The organism is Wolbachia endosymbiont of Drosophila aff. chauvacae BK-2020, from assembly GCF_032848195.1.
GTDB lineage: Bacteria > Pseudomonadota > Alphaproteobacteria > Rickettsiales > Anaplasmataceae > Wolbachia > Wolbachia pipientis.
Genome location: NZ_CP136586.1, coordinates 1,034,244 through 1,056,186, shown reverse-complemented (window position 1 = coordinate 1,056,186; position 21,943 = coordinate 1,034,244). Strand labels below are relative to the sequence as shown.

Genomic DNA, 21,943 nt, shown 5'->3' with positions numbered 1-21,943 from the left:
ACAAATTGCTTAACCGTCATACCGCTACGAACCGTCATTCTGCCGCGGCGCTAACAAGAGATCCCGCTAACAAGCAGCGGGATGACGAATTACTTAACCATCATTACACCGTCATACCGCGATTCATTCGCGGTATCTCTTAACATAGATCCCCTACTATACCTTAACATAGATCCCGCTAACACGTAGCGGGATGACGATTGTCGTTTAGCTATAAACATTAAGAAATTTACCAAACGAAAAAAAAGGCAAAAGAAGCCCTGAGGTTATTATCCGCTTTAAAATATTGGCGTTTTTTATGTTTTAAACGCTTGACAAGCGAGATTCAGCCGCTTTTAATTGCAACTAACTTACGCTGCAAACGTTTAAGAAATTTACTAAGCAGAAAAAAAGACAAAGAATCCCCGAGTTAGCTAGTCTTTTACTATCTCTGTCGAGTATTGGCATTTTTTGATGTCTTGTAACGCTTTATAAGCGCGTTCAGCTTATTTAGATAAAAATCTAGATGTAGATGAAGTTTTGTAAAGACATACAGTATCTATATACTGCAAAAAATTGAACATAAGACGCCGATACATTAAGTAATCCTTACCTTTTAATCTGCAGATTGGCGAAAGCAAATACAATAGCTTCAGTTTCATGATAGGGGAGCTGGCGGAGTTTGTTAAGCAAGTTTTTTCGTTTCTACTGAATGACAGTTGTGGCTTGGGAGGTAGTGCAAGAAGTCTATTGTATTACTGAATTATTAATAATCTAGTAATAGTGCCTGCTATGTAGCTAAAATTTTCCTTTAACTTAAGCTATATGTAGCTAAAATAACTTGGGTTTACCGACGATTTGACAAACGACAAATTCGTCATCCCGCTACTTGTTAGCGGGATCTAGAGATATCGCAGCGGTATGACCCTGACTTGCATTAGCTATGTATAATAAAGGGAATCTATGACAAAAGAATCATTGGTAAAAACTGATATAGTGAAAGTTGAAGACAAAAAGGCGGTAAGAAGCTTTTTTAAAATACTAGGTGGAGTGGCAGATGCTGTAAGATCGTGGATTGGTAACATCAGTCCTGATTTAAGCAACAGTCGCGATATCGATAGTTTAGTCTTGAAGATGAACGAGTGCTTAAATCCAAAGGGAGGGGAGGTTTCAGCACGTAAAAACGCTGTATCTCTTGGTAACTTGTACTTAAGCTTATCAGAGAAAGGTAAAATAAAATTTCTACAAACCCTGGCAGAAAAATTTAATCCGAATAAAGCGGAAATAGATGAGAAAATTAGAGAGTATAAGAAAAACCAAGATCCCGAGTTAAACTATAAATTTGAACAGGATTTAATAAAAATTCTTGAATCACCGCGTTCTAAAATATTGAAGCAATTTATTTCTTTACCAGAAGGCCTTAAGTTTATTGTTGATATGCGTTCTGACGTGCTTAAGCTAAAGAACCAATATAGAAGCTTGAATCCACTAGAAAGCGAATTAAAAAATATACTCTATACTTGGGTTGATGTTGATCTACTTGATCTTCGTCAAATCACCTGGGATTCACCTGCATCATTGCTAGAAAAACTTATAAAATATGAAGCTGTGCATAAAATTTCCTCTTGGGATGACTTAAAAAACAGGCTGGGTCTCTGTTTTGCTTTTTTTCATTACAAGATACCAAACGAACCTCTAATTTTTGTAGAGGTTGCATTGGTGGATAAGATTGCAGATAGTATTCAACACCTTTTAGATGAGTCAGTACCTTCAAATGATCCGAGTAATGCAAGCACTGCTATATTCTATTCAATATCAAACACTCAAGCAGGGTTATCTGGAATCAGCCTTGGTAATTTTTTGATCAAAAGGGTTGTAGAAAAGCTATCACAGGAGTTTAAAAGTATAAAAACATATGCAACTCTTTCTCCAATACCTGGCTTTACGAAATGGCTAAAAAACAATCTAAACCAAGATGTCACTTTATTGGGCAAACTAAATATAAAACAATCTAGTGCAGAAATTTTAGAAAGTGCAGAGCAATTAAAAATTAACATTGAATGTATAAATGAAACTAAACAATGCATGCTTAAGCTATGTGCATATTATTTACTAAAAGTGAATAATAGTAATGGGAATGCTTATGATCCGGTGGCGCATTTTCATTTAAGCAATGGTGCATCGATAAAACAATTAAACTGGATGGCGGATACTTCTGAAAAAGGTATTAGTCAATCGGCTGGAATGATGGTAAATTATCTGTATGAGTTGCCTAAAATAGATAATAATCATGAAAACTATATGGTTAATAAAGTGATTTCCTGCTCGAAAAAAGTGTCGTCTATGTTGAAGGAGTAAATAGTCTCTTAATAAAGGATTGCCCTCACAACACTTAAAATGTAAAATGGTTCTACTTAAGTAAAATAGCCATAAATGAACAACATAAGAAATTTTGCAATAATAGCGCATATAGACCACGGTAAGTCAACGCTTGCTGACCGTTTAATAGAGGAATGTAACGGCCTTGAAGCAAGAGAAATGATCAATCAAATACTCGATTCAATGGATATAGAACGCGAACGTGGGATTACAATTAAGGCACAGACGGTAAAACTCAATTATACGGCAAACGACGGTAATCAATATTGCCTAAATCTCATGGACACCCCAGGTCACGTTGACTTTTCTTACGAGGTAAGCCGAAGCTTAGCCGCATGTGAAGGTTCACTTTTAGTGGTAGATAGTAGCCAGGGCGTTGAAGCACAAACCCTTGCAAATGTATATAAAGCTATTGACAACAACCATGAAATAATAGTTGTGCTCAATAAAGTTGATCTTCCTGCTGCAGATCCAGAAAAGGTAAAACTCCAGGTTGAGGAAGTAATTGGCATTGACGCAAGTGAGTCAGTTTTAATATCAGCAAAAACTGGACTTGGAATAAAAGATGTACTGGAAGCAATAGTAGCAAAACTTCCAGCTCCTCAAGGTGATGTAAATGCTCCACTGCAAGCAATTTTGGTTGATAGTTGGTATGACACTTACTTAGGAGTAGTAATTTTAGTGCGAGTTAAAAATGGAGTGCTAAAAAAAGGCATGAGAATTGTTATGATGTCTAATAATGCTACATATCAGATAGATAATATCGGTATTTTCACCCCTAAAAAAGTGATGACGGGTGAACTTTCAGCGGGTGAAGTTGGTTTTATAACTGCTTCAATGAAGGAAGTAGCAGACTGCAAGGTAGGAGACACTATCACTGAGGAAAAGAGACCTTGTAGTGAAGCACTTCCTGGATTTAAAGAAGTGCATCCTGTGGTATTTTGTAGCATTTTCCCTCACAAAACGGATGATTTTAAATATCTAAGGGAAGCTTTAGAGAAGTTACATTTAAATGATGCAAGTTTTACCTTCGAAGCTGAAACTTCAAATGCACTAGGCTATGGATTTCGTTGTGGTTTTTTGGGAATGTTGCATCTTGAAGTTATTCAAGAAAGACTCGAGAGAGAGTTTGATTTAGATCTAACAGCAACTGCACCGAGTGTTATATATAGGGTTACAACACGAAGTGGTGAAGTTTTGAATATTCATAACCCAAGTGATATGCCAGATCCAACGAAAATTGAAATTGTGGAAGAACCGTGGATTACCGCAACCATAATGGTTCCTGATCAATACTTAGGTGATATTCTATCTCTATGTGAAGAAAGGAGGGGAGAACAGGAGGATTTATCTTACATTGGTAACACAACAACAGCATTGTTAAGATATAAATTACCACTGTCTGAAGTTGTTTTTGACTTTTATGATCGATTAAAATCAATTTCCAAAGGATATGCAAGTTTGGATTGGGAAATTTCCAGCTATCTGGTAAGCCAAATAGATAAATTAAGCTTTTTAATTAATGGAGAGCCCGTAGATGCACTGGCTTGTATCGTTCACAAAAGTAGGGCAGAAAAAAGGGGGCGTGAAATATGTGCACGCTTGAAGGATTTAATACCACGTCAGCAATATAAAATCGCGATTCAAGCGGCAGTGGGCGGAAAAATTATTGCCAGAGAAACGATTAACCCATACAGAAAAGATGTAACAGCTAAACTCTATGGTGGAGATGTAACGCGAAGAATGAAACTACTTGAAAAGCAAAAGAAGGGTAAAAAAAGGTTACATTCTATAGGGAACGTAAATATTCCACAGAATGCTTTTATTCAAGCCTTGAAGATAAGTGATTGATCTTAAAAGACTTCTTGTATAGTTTTTGGCAACAACCGTTAGAAACGAAAAAACTTACTTGACAAGCTCCGCCAGCCCCCTTATCATGAAACTGAAGCTATTTATTTATCTTCTCTGTACAGATTAAATGACAAAAAAACTCACGTATCTGGCGTCTCATGTTTAATTTTTTGCACTATGTGCACCTTATGTCTTTATCAAACTTCTACCTACATAAGCTGAAACGCGCTTATAAAGCGTTTAAAACATAAAAAAACGCCAACTTAAAAAATGGATAGTGAATAACTAGCTACCCTAGGGTTTCTTTTGCCTTTTTTTCTGTTTAGTAAATTTCTTAATGTTTCTAATTTAGATTAGTTGCGGTTTAAAAGCAACTGAATCGCGGTTATTAAGCATTTAGAATAAAAAAACGCCATACTTGAAAGTATAATGTAAGTAATTAGCCAACCACGGGGCTTCTTTTGCCTTTTTTTTCATTTGGTAAATTTCTTAATGTTTATGGCTAAACGACAACCGTCATCCCGCTACTTGTTAGCGGCTGAGATACCGCGGCGGTATGACGTAGGACTGCTGTCATCCCAGTGCTTGACACTGGGATCCAGTTGAGCTATTTCAACAAAAATACTGCATTTGAGATGAACGTTCCAGACTTATTTATAAATATAACAATTAAAGTCTGGATTCCAGCGTCAAGCACTGGAATAATATCGTTTACTATGTCTATATTACAATATTTGTGCAGTTGTGTGTCAACTACTTTTGTGGCACCGTTTGTTATTCAATCTTTATGCTAGTTTTACTAAAAATTATAGTATTTTAGGTATAATTGCAATATCTAAATTTAAGGTATAGAGATGAACCCTAGGAAAGTTTTTAATATTCTTTTTATAGTATTATTTATTTCTTTTTCTCATGTTGGGAGTGCTGCCGCTGACACTAATACTGATACAACTGCTCAAGTAATATGTAACATTATTGGCTACGTTTGGGGAATAGGCGGACCGCTTATGACCGTAGTGATAATAGGTGCAGCTTTGCTTGCGATATTTGGTAGAATGCCATGGCCAGCTCTTTTTGCACTCGGTATATTTTGTGCTGTATTTTTCGGTGCTAAAACTATCGTCATAAAAGTAATGGGTGGTATAGGCGGCACTGGAAATACTTCTTTGATGGACCAATGCGGAACAGGAGACACAAAAAAGAACTATTTTTTTCTAAAACAGACCTGATGCACGGCTTCAACTATATCTTCCACTTGCGGTAATGCTTTTTTTTCTAGATTTGCAGCGTAAGGTAAGGGGATGTCCTTGCCAGTTACACGTACAACTGGAGCATCAAGGTAGTCAAATCCTTGTTCCATAACAACGGCTGACAGCTCTGCTCCTATTCCTGCAAATGGCCATCCTTCTTCTACACTAACTAACCTATTAGTCTTCTGAATAGAGTTAATAACAGTTTGAGTGTCAAGTGGTCTTAAGGTTCTGAGGTCAATAACTTCAGCTTCTATACCTTTACTCGAAAGTAAATCTGCTGCATTTAAGGCATCCATTAATTTTAATGAAAAAGCAGTGATAGTTACATCCTTTCCTTCCCGTATAACAGCAGCTTTGCCTATCTCAAGTAGATAATCTTTGTTTGATAGCTCAGAGTCAGAAACTTCATGCTCATGTCCATAAGCTATTTCGTTTTCTAGAAATATTACCGGATTAGGGTCACGAATTGCAGCTTTAAGCAGACCTCTGCAATCTGAGGCAAAATAGGGTGCTATTACTTTTAACCCCGGTATATGCGAATACCAAGCTGCAAAGCATTGAGAATGTTGTGCAGCAACTCTTGCTGCAGCGCCATTTGGTCCACGAAATACTATAGGGCATCCAAGTTGTCCGCCTGACATATAATTTGTTTTTGCTGCGGAATTCACAATTTGGTCAATAGCTTGCATAGAAAAATTAAAAGTCATAAACTCGACTATTGGCTTTAATCCAGCAAATGCCGCTCCAACAGCAAGGCCAGCAAATCCATGTTCGGTAATAGGCGTATCAACTACTCTGTTTTCTCCAAACTCTTTCAGTAATCCTTTCGTTACTTTATAAGCACCATCATACTCTGCAACTTCTTCACCCATGATAAGCACATCAGAGTCGTTTTGCATTTCTTCTCTAATTGCTGTGCATAAAGCTTCTCTTACACTTAAGGTTGCCATTTATAAACTTTTATAGACTTTAACTAAAGTAACTATATCAGAATTACTGGGGGTAAGTAAAGTGTACAAATTAAGTTTTACAAACATCATGACCAACTCATTCCAAAAAAAAATCTTCTCACGCTTGCTGGTTTTGGTTGCTAAAAATGATTGTATTGCTTGTGTTTTTAATAATATATACTGCTAAGTTAATAATAATTCACTTGGGAATAACAGAAAAATACATGATAATTTTATATTTCAAATAGAATAAAATCCTTTTTATTGATACTGTCTTTTTTTGTAAAAAACATTCCTAACTTTTCCACCACTTTTTCTGGCTAAGGTCAGTATAACTTTTGCTTGAAATAACTGTTTATATGGTGCAATTTACAGCTTTTAGTTGCTAAAATTATAACTCTTAATTTAATAATTTTAATCCAATAAGCTTTCAGGTTAATAAAATTAAATTATTTGAGTAAATGCAATACCATGTCTTTATTTGTGGGTAATAATAAGAATAACGAAGGTTGGCTCAGCTACACTTCTATAATTTCAATTTTTATGTTTACCGTATAAAAGAAGTTTCTGCTATCTGTGTCTTCGCGTTTGAAACTCACTTTGTTCTATCTCTTTCTTGTTCTGGACTTAACCCGTGAAGCGCGTCACTGAAATCTTGCTCACTCACTATAAGCCGTCTTTGCTCACCAGCGCGCATTTTTGCTTCATTCACTAATTGCTCTAACTCAGCCCCAGAATAGCCTTCAGTCTTGCCTGCAATGCCTTGGAGGCTTAGCTTTTCATCAGTTTTTATACCTCGCATATAAAGTGCCAATATCTTTTCTCTCGTCCTTATGCTTGGATTAGGGATATAAACCTTCTGACCTAAACGTCCAGGTCTAATAAGTGCTGGATCTATACCACCGATAAGGTTAGTTGCACCAATTACTATTATATCTTTTCTGCTCTTAAATCCATCTATTTCAGTTAACAACTGTGTTAAACTCTCTCGACAATGGTAAGCTGAGTCATTAGCGGTACTTCTTTTTTGTGCAACTGCATCTATTTCATCTATAAAGACTATACAAGGAGAATATTTTTTTGCTATTTTAAAAAGCTCGCGTACAGCATGTGCACCATGACCAATATATACTCCAATAAGTTCAGGACCTGAGATGCTTATGAAATTCATATTTGATCCACCTGCAATTGCACGAGCGATAAGTGTTTTACCATTTCCAGGAGGGCCATATAATATGTAACCTCTTAGTGAATTAATACTTTTATTTCCAAGCAGCTTGTGCGTTTCTTCTGTCATTTTGCCACAGCAAATCATCTGCAACCGTTGTTTTAAGGGGTCATCAATTATAGCATCAGCAAATGTTATTCTTTTATCATCTGAATTAGCTAATTCTATCGATATAGGCAGCTCTACTTCCTTTAGTTTGCTGAATACTTGATCATATACAAACCAAACAATAAAAAGGACAACGACAAGTAACACAGAAGGCATAGCTTCACTAACATAATGTGCAGCTAACTCATACCCTTTACTAAGCAACATTGTATGCATATAGGCAAACAAAAAAGCGATAGAGACAATAGTTGCCACGCATAGTAAACAGATTGAAATTCTTTTTAGTAATTCTGAAATTTCAATTTTTTTCATCTTAATACCTTATACCAATTTTAAACTAAGAATAACTTTATCTAGCTTACCTATTTTAGCTTGATTAGAGCGTCCAGAAAAATTATCAAGTACGTACTTTATTAAATACTAAAAATAATATATCACCATATTGTCACATACATCTTTAAAGTTTACCAAATTCATTTTCAAAAAACAAGATTTTATTATTAACCCGAATTCTGGATTAGATTTTAGGTAAATTATTGAAAGTCTTGAATTTTACTAAATTAGTAACTAGTCTTAAAATGCTTACTGCTTTATCGTAAATGCTAAAACAATAAGCTATTGATATTCTTGTTTTTTTTAATCTCCAATCCAGAATTCGGGTTAAAAACGCTAACTTGTATCTTCAAGAAGTAAGACATAATAGCTCTAAAATGTCTTGCAAGGAAAGGTAAAGCTGAACGCTAACTTATGCCAGAAAAATACCGTCTTGTTTGCCTTTTTGAGTAGTATCATCTTATTTTTCCTGTAAATTTTGTTTATAACGCCTAAGATTTACGATATTTTAATCCCGGTAGAATATCTTATAAAATCAGATTATATGTTATACCTATGGAAATAGATAACTTTCAGCAATATTACAACCAAGAAGAAATGAAGACAGTAACATTAGCTCAAATTTATAAAGACTTGGTAATAAAGATATTCGATATAGCCACAAGCAAAATGTAAGCTACTATTAATGGTATTATGGAAATAGCACCAACGATACCACCTACTATACCTACTACCAGAGGTGACGGAGTAGTAAGGCTTAATATAATAAGTGGGAGAGATATAATTGATAGTATTATAGAAATTACACCTACTGTTTTCAGAAGAGATAGAAATCCTTTTGAATCTAAGTGTTCTTTAATTCCCTTAAATAATATAAAGAAAATGCTTATACACATTATAGCACAAAGTATTACTGCTGCTATTTTTATTATAGCTGCTGCTATAAGTGCTGCTAAATAAGCTATATTCATTGCAATTATCACACACCATAATAAAAAAGTCAACTCCATATGTTTAGGTTGTAAAATCCCAAAAAGCAGCCAGAATAGAATAAGCAAACATTTACGAATTGAATTTAGTGCAAACAAGGGTGTTGATATCAACCATACTCTGCAGAATCGCAATATGGTATGACTACATGCTTTTTATTGATTTGATTAACATAATCAGCAGAGAGTTTTGTTTTGCAAAAGATGTCTACAGTAACATACTGCAATTATTTGGAATTGTAGGGCTAGGTGCAATTGTAAGGCCACTTGGTGCATTCATATTTGGTCACGTTGGTGACAGATATGGAAGGAGGATAGCATTAATAATTACTATCTTGCTAATATCGATACCATCAAGTCTCATTGCATTTATTCCAAGTCACAATCAAGTAGGTATAATTTCTACTATATTGCTTCTTGCAATCCATATAACACAAGGAATTGCACTTGGTGGTGAACAAGGAAGTTCTGTTTATCTTATAGAGCATTTATCCAGTAGGAAAGAGAACTTAGGGATGTATTTTGGAATGATGGGTTTTGGTCGCTCCATTGGCGTCTTGCTTTCTGCGGTGATAGTGATTATCTGCAAAAAAACTACTGATTTTTGTACCTGGGGTTGGAGATTGCCATTTATTTTCTCAGCTATTTTAGGATTAATTAGCGCGTATAGCATATACACATTGGGAGAAACTCCAGCATATGAAAAAAATCGAAAACAAAGAAATTTACCTGATTTGCCAATAATAGAGCTTATAAAACGCCACAAGAGAGCTCTTATACTTGCTATTTTAATATCTGTACCTGTTAATGTTGCTGTTGGATTTACCATATTTCTTCGAACTCTCGCAAAGGAAATAGCATCAGTGGATGTTTATGTAACAACATATATCAACGAAATTGTATTGATTATAACCAGTGTATTAATGCCGATATCTTCAATAGCGTTTGGAATGTTGGCTGATAAAGTTGGAAAAGAGCGCACTGCAATCTTATTTATAGCAATTACAATGGCACTGTGTTGTCCTGCGTTATCTATTGCATATTACTATAAAAATTATCTTGTGATTGCGTTGAGCGTAATGGTTCTCTCTATAATAGAAAGGGGTATAGTTCCCATAGGAATAGTTGCATCTGAACTCTTTTCTACCAATGTTAGATTTAGTGGTGTGAGCTTATCACGCAATATCTCTTATGCGTTACATGGAGGATTTACTCCTATGGTTTGTATTTGGTTGACTGTAACATTTCCTCAAACAAACCTTGCTGCTGGGCTTTATATAGTCTTCTGCTTGTTGATCAGTGTGGTAGCAATATTGCAAATAAAACCGCAAGATAAAAATTTTGATTTGTGAAAGTTCTCAGTTTTCTCTTAGATTTATACCGTAACCTAAATTAGGTCCTTAGTTTCTCAAAAAAATCCTTTAACAAAAAAGAGCATTCTATTTCTAATATCCCACCATAAACTTCAGGTATATGGCTGCAAAATTGAAATATCTTAGCACCATTTTCAATTCCTCCACCTTTTGGATTATAAGCTCCAAAGTACAATCGTTTAATTCTGGCAAAGGAAATAGCTTGAGCACACATCGGACATGGTTCTAATGTTACGTACATATCAGCATCACAAAGCGTGGGAGTTGAAAATGCTTGTCTGATCGCTAACATCTCTGCATGTGCAGTTGGATCGCTGGATATATTGTGTGCAGAAGAAATGATATTGTCTCCACTCACTATTACAGCACCTATGGGCACCTCATCATTTTTTTGAGCGAGTTTGGCTTGCTCTATGGCAAGCTCCATATATTGATACTTAAACACTAGGCACTTATTTCTTATCAATTGCTGCTTTAACGAACGACACGAAAAGAGGATGAGGAGAAAACGGCTTTGATTGAAATTCTGGATGAAACTGCACACCAATAAACCACGGATGACTCTCTAACTCCACTGCCTCTATGCACGTTCCATCTTCTGATATGCCACTGCATAGCAGCCCATTTTTTTCCAAATCATCTTTATAATCTGAATTGATTATGTATCTATGCCTGTGTCTTTCTGAAATAGTAGTGTTACTATATGCATCCATCATTTTAGAGTTTGCATTTATATTACATTTGTATGCCCCAAGTTTCATGGTTCCACCAAGATCGTCATCTTGATCGCCAGCTAACTTAACGATTGGATGTTTACAGTTACGAAATTCTTCAGAGTGTGCATCTTCAAGCTTAACAACATTACGAGCAAATTCAATAATTGCAAGCTGCATACCAAGGCAAATTCCGAAAAATGGGATATTATTTGTACGGGCATAATTTATTGCTAATATTTTACCCTCTACTCCGTCATCACCAAACCCCCCTGGAACAAGGATTGCATGAGAATTCTGTAATTTCTCTCCTATAAGTTTTTCATTTATAGGTTTTTCTTCCTTCTCTCTTGAGTTAACCCAATTTATCTTTACTTTGACTTTATTACTAATCGCACCATGATTTAATGCTTCAACCAGTGATTTGTATGCATCAGGGAATTCGGTGTATTTTCCCACTATAGATACAGTAACTTCCTGTGTTGGGTGCCTTATGGAATGCACTATTTGATCCCATTCAGTCAAGCTTGGTTTTGGCTTACTTAAATGAAAGTGCTCCAAAATTTGCGTATCAAGCCCACATTGGCTATACAACACCGGTAACTCATATATATGACTCACATCAGGGGCAGGTATCACATTGGATAAAGAAACATTGCAAAGCTTAGCTATTTTCTCTCTTTGATTATCGAAAATTTCTTTCTCACTGCGGCATAATATAATATCTGGTTGTAACCCCGCGGAATTTAACTCTCGAACTGAATGCTGCGTTGGTTTTGTCTTTAATTCTTGCGCTGCGGTAAGATATGGTATTAAAGTTAAGTGAATAAGGATAACTCTTTGTTTTCCTAATGTGTAGTTAACTTGACGTATAGCCTCCAAAAATGGTTGGCTTTCAATGTCACCTACAGTTCCGCCTATTTCACATATTACAAAATCTAAACCTTCCGTACCATTAAAAATGAACGATTTGATCAAATCTGTCACATGAGGAATGACTTGCACAGTTTTGCCCAGATAATCACCATGCCTCTCTTTCTTCAATAACTCATGATATATCTTACCAGTTGTTATATTGTCATCTTTTGTTGCTTTAATTCCAGTAAAACGCTCATAATGCCCAAGATCCAAATCAGTTTCAGCACCATCCTCGGTCACAAATACCTCTCCGTGCTGAGTTGGGTTCATTGTCCCAGGATCAATGTTGAGATACGGGTCAAGTTTTCTGATACGGATCTTAAAACCGTGAGCTTGAAGAAGCGCACCAACGCTTGAAGCAACTAAGCCTTTACCAAGCGATGACACAACTCCACCTGTAACAAAGATAAATTTAGCTTCCTTCATTAATTTTCAAATGGAACAGAAGTAGGTTCACTTTCTTGCTTTTTTTCTAATATAATTTTCTCTGCAATCGATTTTTTATGTACGTCTTTTGAATATAATCCTGACAATAGCAATGTGTTTATAATAAACAATCCAGCAACAATAGCCGTTATTCTGCTGAGCGGGTTTTCAGAAGATTTCACTGGAATCATCGAATTGCCCCCCTGTTGTGTATTACTAAAACCACTTAACGAACTACTTCCAGGCAGCTGCAAGAGCACTAAAATTACTAACACAACAACCAATATTATTTGAAATATACTTAATACCGCTACTGACATTATAGATAGGGCTGAAAATAAAAATCTTAGCAGTACAAAGCACGTAAGTCAAGAACATCTGTCACCCAAATAACTTGAAATCTAAGTATGTATTTACTGCTTACCTTATTTTGATTAACATATGCATAAGACTTTGGGCTTAATATGTATCACATTTTAAAATATAAAGATTATGAACCAAAAATAGACGAAAGTGCTTTCATCGCAGGTGGTTCGCATATCATAGGTAAGGTTGAAATAGGAAGAGATGCAAGCATCTGGTTTAATTGTGTAATCAGAGGGGACGTTGGATCAATCAAAATAGGTAATGGAACAAATATTCAAGATGGAACGGTAATTCATGTGGATAGAAACCCAGGTGGTGACACAATTATTGGCAGCATGGTAACAGTGGGACATTTTTGTGTGTTGCACGCATGCACGGTGCATGATAAGGCGTTTATTGGTATGGGCTCTACCGTGATGGACCATGCAGTTGTGGAGCCTGAAGCTATGGTAGCTGCTGGCTCACTGGTAACACACGGAAAAGTGATAAAAAGTGGGGAAATATGGGCTGGCAGGCCAGCAAAATTCTTCAAAAAAATGTCGAATGAAGAAATTAAACATATTACACAATCAGCACAAAATTATATTATGCTAATGAAGGAATATAAAAACTGAAGCTCGCGTCAAGTGTTTTACTTGACACGTACATTTCGGCTTAACCCTTGTTACTTCTTTTTCCCATTCTCATTTACTTCTTGTGCTTTTGCCCCATCTACTTGAGTACTAGGTAATACTGCATATGTAATACCACCGGCTACGAGTGCAGATGCTACTGCTATACCAATCATTACTAACATCTCTAACTTAACTGTATGTTCAAGTGCAGTAAATGCTATCAGTCCAGCAGCAAGACCCATACCAACAGTAGCAGTGTACCGTGCTCCATTGCCTTGTTTTGGTTGCTCAGTTGTTTTGCTTTTATCTTCTAGTTTTCTATTTTTCTCCTCAGCTTCAGTCAATATTTGTAAGTCTTTTATTTCATCCTTTTTGGCTTTTAACTGAGCAGCAGTATCATTTGGTGCTGCCTTTAACTGCGCAACTTCATCATTTAGTTTATTTATTTCATCCTCTTTGGCTTTTAACTGAGCAGCATTTGGTTGGTTGTTTAACTGTGCTTCTAAATCTTTTATTTTATTTGTTAGTGTTGTTTTTTCACCCTCTAACTTCGTAACAGCAGCATCTGGTTGAGCTTTTAATGCTGTCATTGCATTCTCTTTCTCTGTTAACTTTTGCTGTAACGCCACAGCATCTAATGCTTCCAATTCTATTATTTTAGCATTTTTCTCTTCTAACTGCTGCTGCAACGCTGTAGAATCTATTGCCTTTAGTTTTTCCACTTCAGCTTCTAAGTCTTGTTTTTCCTGCTGAGCTGTGTCCAATTGATCTTGTAATTCTTGTGTTTTAATTCTCAATTCCTCCTCAGCTTTCTTCTTTGCAGCTTCTAATTCTTCATTTTTCCCCTTTAACTGCCCTTCTGCAGCTTCCAATTCTGTTATTTTAACATTTTTGCTTTCTAACAATTGTATTATGGGATGGCAAGATAGGTCTTTTACCACAATCTCCTCTTTCTCATCTTTAAAGCCTAACAGACTTTTCATTTGGTCTAGGCAACTCAAATATTTGCCACCCTTTTGCGCAACGGATTTTACATTCATGATTATATTATCTCCTTGTTCTGCTTGAGGATAAGAACCAGTAATACATAGTTGTTGATCATTTAGCATACAGATCACATAAAACTTGCCATCAATTATAGCACCTTTATCTAAGTCTTTATACTTTTTAAATTTTTCATAATCATATTTTTTTATAACAAGCACCATTTTACCATCGGCAACCCTTATTATACCACCCTTTAAACTTAGCATAACGAACCTCAATTATAATTTAACATTACATAACACCCTTAGAACCTAAGGTCAAGTAATATTTTTATCATAGCATAGAAAATTTATGTTCGTAAACAAAAAATTTTGGCGTAAAATTGCCGTAATTGTGCTATAGCTAAAGTAATTTAGGTTTACCGACCATCGTCATTCCGCTGCTTGTTAGCGGGATCTAGAGATACCGCGGCGGTATGACGTTGCTAGCTTAAAGTTTAAAATTGAGAAATATTTATGTTAAAAGAAAAATACGGCTTTAAAGAAGTTGAAGACAAATGCAACATATTGTGGGAAGGCAGTAAAGTTTACAGGTGGAATGGTGAAAAGGATAACACTTTCACTATAGACACACCTCCACCGACAATATCGGGTAAATTGCATATTGGCCATATATTTAGCTATTGCCACACGGACTTTATTGCAAGGTTTCAGCGCATGCTGGGAAAAGATGTGTTTTACCCAATTGGGTTTGATGATAATGGGCTTCCCACTGAAAGATTGGTTGAGCAAACCTATAAAACCCGCGCAAAAGAAGTTGGCAGGGAAAAATTTATAGAGATGTGCCATGAGGTTATTGAAAAATCAAAGCAAGAATTCAAGGAACTATTTAAATCGGTCGGCATTAGTTATGACTGGGATTTGGAATATCACACGATCAGCAAGGAAACTGTGACGCTTTCACAGATGTCGTTTATTGATCTATATAATAAAGGGTATGCATATAGAAAAATGCAGCCCATCCTTTGGGACCCGGTTGATAAAACAGCAATTGCGCAAGCAGAAATAGAAGATAAAGTTTTTGAGTCATCCTTAAATACGATAGTTTTCTCTACTGAAGAAAATGAGCAGATCAACATTGCAACTACGCGACCTGAGTTACTTCCAGCATGTGTTGCAGTTTTTTGTCATCCAGAGGATGCGCGCTACACCCATCTGATCGGAAAAACAGCCGTGGTGCCGATCACAGAGACAAAAGTTCCAATAATAGCTGATGATAAGGTTAAAATAGATAAAGGCACTGGGCTTGTTATGTGCTGTACGTTTGGTGATGAACTCGACATATATTGGCAGCAAAAGCATAATCTACCGATGAAAATTATCATCGATCAGGATGGGAGGATGAGCCTTCATTCAGTACATGGTCAGAAGGAAGAAATATGGATCCCAGTGTCTGGGCACTGGGATGACACCATAGGGGCTACTGGGATGACAGGAGAAAGGGCTACTCAGATGACAAAGGAAGGTGGGTGTGATCAGAAAGAAGAATGGATCCCAGTGTCAGCTACTCGGATGACAGACGATATACTAAATGAAATAAATGGATTGAAAGTTACAGCAGCAAGAAAGCGGATAATCGAAATCCTAACTGAAAAAGGACTTTTGGTAGAAAGCACTAACATTTCTCATTCTGTTAAGTGTGCAGAAAGATCTGGTGCACCACTTGAGATATTGCCTACTTATCAATGGTTTATCAAGACCTTAGAGCAAAAAGCTCAAGTATTAGATAAAGTAAAAGAATGCAATTGGCACCCAAGCAATATGCGTAAACGCATGGAAGTGTGGATAGAAGGGCTAAATTGGGACTGGTGCATCTCAAGGCAGCGCTATTTTGGTGTGCCATTTCCAGCGTGGTATTCCAAGCGTAAAGGAGAAGAGGGCAAAATCATCCTAGCTGAAATAAAGGCCCTACCTATAGATCCATCGAAAGATTTACCAAAAGGGTATAGCAAAGAAGAGATTATCCCAGATCAAGATGTAATGGATACTTGGGCCACAAGTTCAATTACTCCTCAACTAAGTGCACTGGCAGTAAACAGTGAGTTTAGCTTACCAAATCATCGCTATGATACGATATTTCCTGCAGATCTGCGCAGCCAGAGCCATGAGATAATAAGAACTTGGGCTTTTTATACTATTTTAAAGGCACATTATCATGCAAATTCTTTACCTTGGAAAAACATTATGATCAGCGGTTGGTGTTTAGCAGATGATAAGAAAAAGATGGGTAAATCAAAGGGTAACATCATCACTCCTCATGTAATACTTGAAACTTATGGAGCTGATGTAGTGCGCTATTGGGCAGCGAACTCAAGGCTTGGAGTTGATACAGTCTACTCTGAAAATACATTCAAAATTGGCAAGCGCCTCGTTACAAAACTTTGGAACGCTAGCAAGTTCGTTTCCATGTTCATGGAAAAGCATCAAGTGATGAGCATAAATTCTGCTCACGAGACAATGGATAAGTGGATATTGTCTAAGTTATACAAAGTTATAGAAAGAGCAACAAATAACCTATTACAGTTTGAATACTGCGAAGCTTTGGGCGCAATAGAGGAATTTTTTTGGAAGGATTTTTGTGATAGTTACTTGGAGTTAGTAAAAAAACGTGCGTACGGAAGCAGTGAAGCAACCTTAAGTGCAAAACAAAGCTTGGCGTATGTGTTAAATGTTATTTTGCGGTTATTTGCACCTTTCTTGCCATACATTACAGAAGAGATATACCACCAGTTGTATAGTTATAATTCTGTACACAATCAAAGTAATTGGCCAAGCAAAGAAGAACTTATCTACGATAAATATTCAGAGGAAATGGGAGATAATGTTATTCAGATATTAAACATTATCAGAAAGATAAAGGCAGATAATAATGTATCAGTTAAGCATCTGATAAAAAAGTTGATGATAAAAGCAGATCTACGAGAGGATAAGTTGGATCAATCCGCACAGGATGATTTGCAGGCAGTTTGCAATGCGGAAACGATAGAGTGGATGCAGTCTGAGCTTGAAACTGAAGACGAGAAATACATAGTGAATATAGATTTATATTGATTTTTATAGCTTTACTTCCTTTAATATCCATGCTATTGTAATCATTATTAGTATGAGGGAATAATAATGGGGGATTTATATAATAAAGCCAATGCACCGTATCTTATAGCTGGTGCTCTTGCTACTTTGGTATTGCTTGCGTCTGGGACACTTGCCGTTGCCCCTTATGTTGAGTTCTTGTCTTCAGTTGCAGCCTTTAATGTAGCTCTTCCTGTTGCTTTGAGTTTGTCTATACTTTCTGTTCTGGTGCTTGTACTTTCATGTAAAATGATCAGCCAGAATAAAAAGCTTGATGCACAAAAAGCAGAACCTAATGAAAAAAATGGATTAGCTAAAGAGCAAGAAAATATAATACAAAGCTTAGAGCCTCAAATCAAAGAGCTAAATAAGAGGCTTAGTAGTCAGTACAATGAGATTGAAAAGCTAATTGCTAGTGCTGCAAAAAAAGAGGAGCTAAATAAGCTTAACAATGAAGTGAAAGAGCTAAAGGTAAAGATTGCTAGTGTTGCAACAAAAGAAGAGATAAATAAGCTTAGTAATGAAGTTGAAAAGCTAATTGGTAGTGCTGCAACAAAAGATGAAATGGAAGAGCTAAAGGCAAAGATTGCTAGTGCTGCAACAGAAAGTAAAACACAAGAAAAGATTTTTATGAAATTTTGCGCAAAAGGTGAAAAAAGAGGGAAGAAAGCATTTGAGGATTTTATATTTATAAAAGAGATAAAAACAAAATTAGTAAATATTTATGAATCAATAAAAAATAATATTAATATAGTGTCTTCAGCAAAATCAGGTGATTCAGAAGAAGAGCAAGAAAAAATACAAAGAGGATTCATTTTTCACGGTCCAGGAGGAGCTGGTAAGAGTTCAATTGTTGAGGCGATTGGGGATCAGCTGATATCTCTAACTACATTTATAAAAGTTTCTGGAGCTGATTTGCTTGAAAAATCAAATATAAATGAGCTTTTTAATAAAGCAAACGAAAACGCTCCTTGTATAGTTCTTATAGATGAAATCGACAGCTTTGGCAAGGGACGCACTGATGCCAATCGAGTACCTTTAAATTATTTTTTCACTAGATTCGATGAAGCTGATAAAGGTGTGACGGTGTTTGCTACAACTAATGTTAGTCTGCAAGATTTAGATGCATCACTTGTTAGGGGAAGTCGTTTGAGTAGTAAACTCAAGTTTACTATGATAGAAGGAAATATACTTAAGAATATACTGAAGATGGTCTGAATGAAAAATTAAAAAATAAAAAGTACAAGCATGCTATCTCAAGAATTTTAAACGAAACAAGACTTACAACACTCTCTATCTCAGCAGCAGATGTGGAATATTTTATAAATTATATAGTTGAAAAGTTAAACAACAAGATTGAAACTTCTGCTTATACTATAATTAAAAATTTTTGTATTAAATATAATATTGGAGAGGTGTCGAATAAGCAGACTAACAGGAAAATTGAAAATTCTATAGGAGAATCACAGCAATACACATCCAGACCATCACATAAGCTGAATGACCCTTTATGTGATTCTGGACTATGCCAGTGCCTTCTACCTTGATCCATAGCTAACTAGACTTATAAGTACAATGGTACACTCGATACACAAGGTCTAAGTCATTTTTTAGCTAGCAGACTGAAGATGGGAAGTTTGTTGTAGGTGCAGCACTATAATTCCTCCACAGATAAGAGAATTTTAATAAATATATACAAGACTGCTGAACGTGGGGGGAGGAGGGGAGTAATGAGCAATTTGCTTAGTGAGGCTAACACATTTTATTTTATAGCTAGTTCCTTAGCTACTCTTACGTTACTTACATCTTTAGCGCTTATTGTAACTTCTAATGTGCCTCTTCCTCTAATTCTTGCTTTAGCTACATTATCTATTTTGGTGCTTGCACTTTCATGTAAAATAATTAGTAATAATGTAGAATTGGAAGCAAAAGTAAAAGGTCAGTTAGAACATAAGGAGGAGATGCTTTCTCTTGAACACCAAGAGTTACGTGATGAAAATACAAGATTGAATGAAAAAGTGGATTCTTTAATGGAGGAATTGTGTCAATGCAAATTAGAAAGTGAAAAGAATAAGTTATGTTTAAAGTCAGAATATGAAGATGAGTTACGCTTAAGATTGGAATATGAAGATGAATTAAACTTGGAATTAGAACATAAAAGTAGGGAAGCTTCTTCTCTGCGTACTCAATTAACTATGTTAAGAAAAAAAGTAGAAGTAGAAGAAGTAAAATAATTAAAAACTTTAGAATCGGAAGAACAACATGAGAGCTCAGAAAGCGACATAGAAGAATTAGAGAAGAAGTTATGCCAGTCGGAAAAGGAAAAGAAAGAATTAGAAGGTAAAGTTAGTGATGAACGTCAAAAGCGCACTGATCTTGAAAGTAAAGTTGATAAATTGTGTACAAAGGAGAAAGAGTACTTATCTAAAATTAAGGAGCTGGAAAAGGAGTCATTATCTTTACAAAAAGAAGAGAAAGAATCTGATAACACATTAACAACAGTGAATGATGATCGCGGTAATAAGGTGAAAGAATTAAACAGTTCACTTTTGAAGCAATCCTCTCAAATAGAACAACTTCAAAAAGCTTTATTGGAAAAGAAAAAAGAAGAAGTGCTTTTTTTGCAACGGATGATAGAATATGTAACAGATGAGGTAGAAAAATTAGTAAGGGAAAATGAAGTGATCAGAGATGATGATAAAAAAGTAATATTACAAGTGATTCAAGCAACAAAGTCTGTGTTAGTAGAAGAAGCTGCACAATATTTGCCAGGCGAAACGTCTGTTCCTTCATTTGTGGAAGATCCTGGATATACCAGTGGATGTTCTACCCCGATCAATAGCCACTAGACATTTTGAGTACAGTTGTACACTGGATACATAAAACCTTAGCCATTTTTAGCTAGTAGACTGAAAAAGGAAAGTTTGTTGTAGGTGCAGCACTATAATTCCTCCACAGATAAGAGAATTTTAATAAATATATACAAGACTGCTGAACGTGGGGGGAGGAGGGGAGTAATGAGCAATTTGCTTAGTGAGGCTAACACATTTTATTTTATAGCTAGTTCCTTAGCTACTCTTACGTTACTTACATCTTTAGCGCTTATTGTAACTTCTAATGTGCCTCTTCCTCTAATTCTTGCTTTAGCTACATTATCTGTTTTGGTGCTTGCACTTTCGTATAAAATAATTAGTAATAATAAAAAAATAGAGGTTGAGAGAAATAAATGCGCTCAGAAAGAGCAAGAGTTAGAAAATAAAATAACTCTAGGAAAGGAAGCTGAAAAAGCTGCAAACAAAGAAGTGGAAAAATTAAAACATGAATTAACTCGAGAAAAGCAAAATTTAGACAAGAGAGCAAAAAGATTGGATCAGAAAGTAAATGAGTCAGAAGTTGAGAGAGAATCTCTTCTTGAAGAAAAAAAATCTTTAGAGAAAAAATTAGAAACAGAAAAGAATCGTACGTTTGAAATAGACAATGAATTGGACAAAACAAGAAAGGAAATAGGTAAGCTTAATGAGCAGGAAGAGAAATTAAAACTTGAAATCTCATGTTTAAAGAAACAGTTGGAAGAAAGAAGTAGATTTATTGCAAAGCTGAAGATGGAAGTGGATGATAATAAACATTTAGAGCTAGAGAATAAGGGGTTAAATGATAGAATAGAAACGTTACGTGAAGTACAAAAGGCACTACGTGAGAAAAAACATGAACTTAGTGAAAAAGTAGAGGCATTGAATAAGGAAAAAAATAAACTTTCTAAAGAAGTAGAGGAATTACGTGAAGAACAAGAAAGGCTGCATGCAAACTTAGATAAGCTACAATGTAAAATTAAAGAGGTCAACAAAGAAAAGAAAAATTTATCTAAAGAATTAAAAGAGAAATTTGAAGAGTTAGATGAAGCAAATGGTTTAATTAAAAATCAATCTTTTGAGTTAGATGGGATAAGAAAAGATTGTAATAATGAAGTAAAAAGTTTAAGAAATTCACTTTTAGAACGAGACAGTCAAATAGAAGATTTTTTGAAAGAGAAAGAAAAACAAGTGAATTTTGCGCAACTGTTGATAAGATGCGTAACAGACAATATAGAAGAACCAATAAGAAATAATGATGGAAAAGCAATATTAGATACGATTCAAATATTAAAGTCTGCGTTACAAGGAGAAATTGCACGGCTTTTGCCAGACGAAACGCCTTCTTCTTCGCTGGAAGATCTTGGATATGAATCATTATTTGTCAGTCGCTCATCCACCTCGACCAAGTTGCCAAATTCACTATTGACAGAATCTTATGAACGCAGTCAGTTCAATCAGAGTGAAAGTATTTGCAAAACACAACAATGAGTCTTATT

Annotated in this window: 18 protein-coding genes; 12 read left to right on the top strand and 6 right to left on the bottom strand. The window is 35.6% G+C overall.

Annotated features, from left to right (window positions below; all coding sequences use genetic code 11):
* Positions 1-942: 942 nt before the first annotated feature.
* The 3 genes from R0F62_RS05545 (at position 943) to R0F62_RS05535 (ending at position 5,438) form a co-directional block, all read left to right on the top strand.
* Positions 943-2,337, top strand: coding sequence for a malonyl-CoA decarboxylase (locus tag R0F62_RS05545; protein ID WP_317051359.1), 1,395 nt, complete (start codon positions 943-945; stop codon positions 2,335-2,337).
* A gap of 75 nt (positions 2,338-2,412) precedes the next feature.
* Entirely contained in the window at positions 2,413-4,209 is a 1,797-nt protein-coding gene (lepA, locus tag R0F62_RS05540; RefSeq protein WP_010082651.1) for a translation elongation factor 4, read from the top strand.
* Positions 4,210-5,063: 854 nt separating this feature from the next.
* Positions 5,064-5,438 (top strand): TrbC/VirB2 family protein, encoded by a 375-nt coding sequence (locus tag R0F62_RS05535; protein WP_006279664.1) that lies wholly within the window; start codon positions 5,064-5,066, stop codon positions 5,436-5,438.
* Here the strand turns inward: R0F62_RS05535 and R0F62_RS05530 are convergent.
* Both R0F62_RS05530 and R0F62_RS05525 read right to left on the bottom strand, forming a co-directional pair.
* Positions 5,414-6,412, bottom strand: a complete 999-nt coding sequence (locus tag R0F62_RS05530) for a pyruvate dehydrogenase complex E1 component subunit beta (protein ID WP_010082654.1) — start codon at positions 6,410-6,412, stop codon at positions 5,414-5,416. The two genes, R0F62_RS05535 and R0F62_RS05530, sit on opposite strands and share 25 nt — an antisense overlap.
* Before the next feature lie 595 nt (positions 6,413-7,007).
* Positions 7,008-8,060 carry an ATP-binding protein gene (locus R0F62_RS05525; RefSeq protein ID WP_274979094.1) on the bottom strand — a complete coding sequence of 351 codons (1,053 nt, stop codon included), beginning with the start codon at positions 8,058-8,060 and terminating at the stop codon, positions 7,008-7,010.
* Positions 8,061-8,774: 714 nt separating this feature from the next.
* Between R0F62_RS05525 and R0F62_RS05520 the strand changes: the two genes are divergently transcribed.
* Both R0F62_RS05520 and R0F62_RS05515 read left to right on the top strand, forming a co-directional pair.
* Positions 8,775-9,041, top strand: coding sequence for a hypothetical protein (locus R0F62_RS05520; protein WP_038198831.1), 267 nt, complete (start codon positions 8,775-8,777; stop codon positions 9,039-9,041).
* A 178-nt stretch (positions 9,042-9,219) separates the two neighbouring features.
* Positions 9,220-10,422, top strand: a complete 1,203-nt coding sequence (locus tag R0F62_RS05515) for an MFS transporter (RefSeq protein ID WP_394356549.1) — start codon at positions 9,220-9,222, stop codon at positions 10,420-10,422.
* 40 nt (positions 10,423-10,462) lie between these two features.
* On the opposite strand, the gene R0F62_RS05510 is transcribed toward R0F62_RS05515, so the two are convergent.
* The 3 genes from R0F62_RS05510 to secG are packed head-to-tail and all read right to left on the bottom strand — an operon-like array spanning position 10,463 to position 12,820.
* Entirely contained in the window at positions 10,463-10,870 is a 408-nt protein-coding gene (locus tag R0F62_RS05510) for a nucleoside deaminase (RefSeq protein ID WP_010962617.1), read from the bottom strand.
* A gap of 25 nt (positions 10,871-10,895) precedes the next feature.
* On the bottom strand, positions 10,896-12,500 hold the full coding sequence (locus R0F62_RS05505) for a CTP synthase (RefSeq protein ID WP_317051357.1): 1,605 nt from the start codon (positions 12,498-12,500) through the stop codon (positions 10,896-10,898).
* Positions 12,500-12,820, bottom strand: coding sequence for a preprotein translocase subunit SecG (secG, locus tag R0F62_RS05500; protein ID WP_274979092.1), 321 nt, complete (start codon positions 12,818-12,820; stop codon positions 12,500-12,502). The genes R0F62_RS05505 and secG overlap by 1 nt, the downstream gene beginning before the upstream one ends.
* A gap of 144 nt (positions 12,821-12,964) precedes the next feature.
* Here secG and R0F62_RS05495 point away from each other — a divergent pair, with 144 nt between their 5' ends.
* On the top strand, positions 12,965-13,480 hold the full coding sequence (locus tag R0F62_RS05495) for a gamma carbonic anhydrase family protein (RefSeq protein WP_010962614.1): 516 nt from the start codon (positions 12,965-12,967) through the stop codon (positions 13,478-13,480).
* Between the two features lie 50 nt (positions 13,481-13,530).
* On the opposite strand, the gene R0F62_RS05490 is transcribed toward R0F62_RS05495, so the two are convergent.
* Positions 13,531-14,733, bottom strand: coding sequence for a hypothetical protein (locus tag R0F62_RS05490; protein WP_317051356.1), 1,203 nt, complete (start codon positions 14,731-14,733; stop codon positions 13,531-13,533).
* A 249-nt stretch (positions 14,734-14,982) separates the two neighbouring features.
* Here R0F62_RS05490 and R0F62_RS05485 point away from each other — a divergent pair, with 249 nt between their 5' ends.
* From R0F62_RS05485 to R0F62_RS05460, 6 genes are all read left to right on the top strand, one after another.
* Positions 14,983-17,577, top strand: coding sequence for a valine--tRNA ligase (locus R0F62_RS05485; RefSeq protein ID WP_317051355.1), 2,595 nt, complete (start codon positions 14,983-14,985; stop codon positions 17,575-17,577).
* Positions 17,578-17,643: 66 nt separating this feature from the next.
* A complete protein-coding gene (locus R0F62_RS05480; RefSeq protein WP_274979089.1) occupies positions 17,644-18,813 on the top strand; it encodes an ATP-binding protein in 1,170 nt (389 codons plus the stop codon).
* Between the two features lie 92 nt (positions 18,814-18,905).
* Complete coding sequence (locus R0F62_RS05475) at positions 18,906-19,142, top strand: hypothetical protein (protein WP_274979088.1); 237 nt, start codon at positions 18,906-18,908, stop codon at positions 19,140-19,142.
* A 183-nt stretch (positions 19,143-19,325) separates the two neighbouring features.
* Positions 19,326-19,829 carry a hypothetical protein gene (locus R0F62_RS05470; protein WP_274979087.1) on the top strand — a complete coding sequence of 168 codons (504 nt, stop codon included), beginning with the start codon at positions 19,326-19,328 and terminating at the stop codon, positions 19,827-19,829.
* Between the two features lie 162 nt (positions 19,830-19,991).
* Positions 19,992-20,444: a hypothetical protein gene (locus R0F62_RS05465; RefSeq protein WP_274979086.1), complete on the top strand. Its 453-nt coding sequence runs from the start codon at positions 19,992-19,994 to the stop codon at positions 20,442-20,444.
* A 168-nt stretch (positions 20,445-20,612) separates the two neighbouring features.
* Positions 20,613-21,935, top strand: a complete 1,323-nt coding sequence (locus R0F62_RS05460) for a coiled-coil domain-containing protein (protein WP_274979085.1) — start codon at positions 20,613-20,615, stop codon at positions 21,933-21,935.
* The last annotated feature ends 8 nt before the right edge of the window (positions 21,936-21,943 follow it).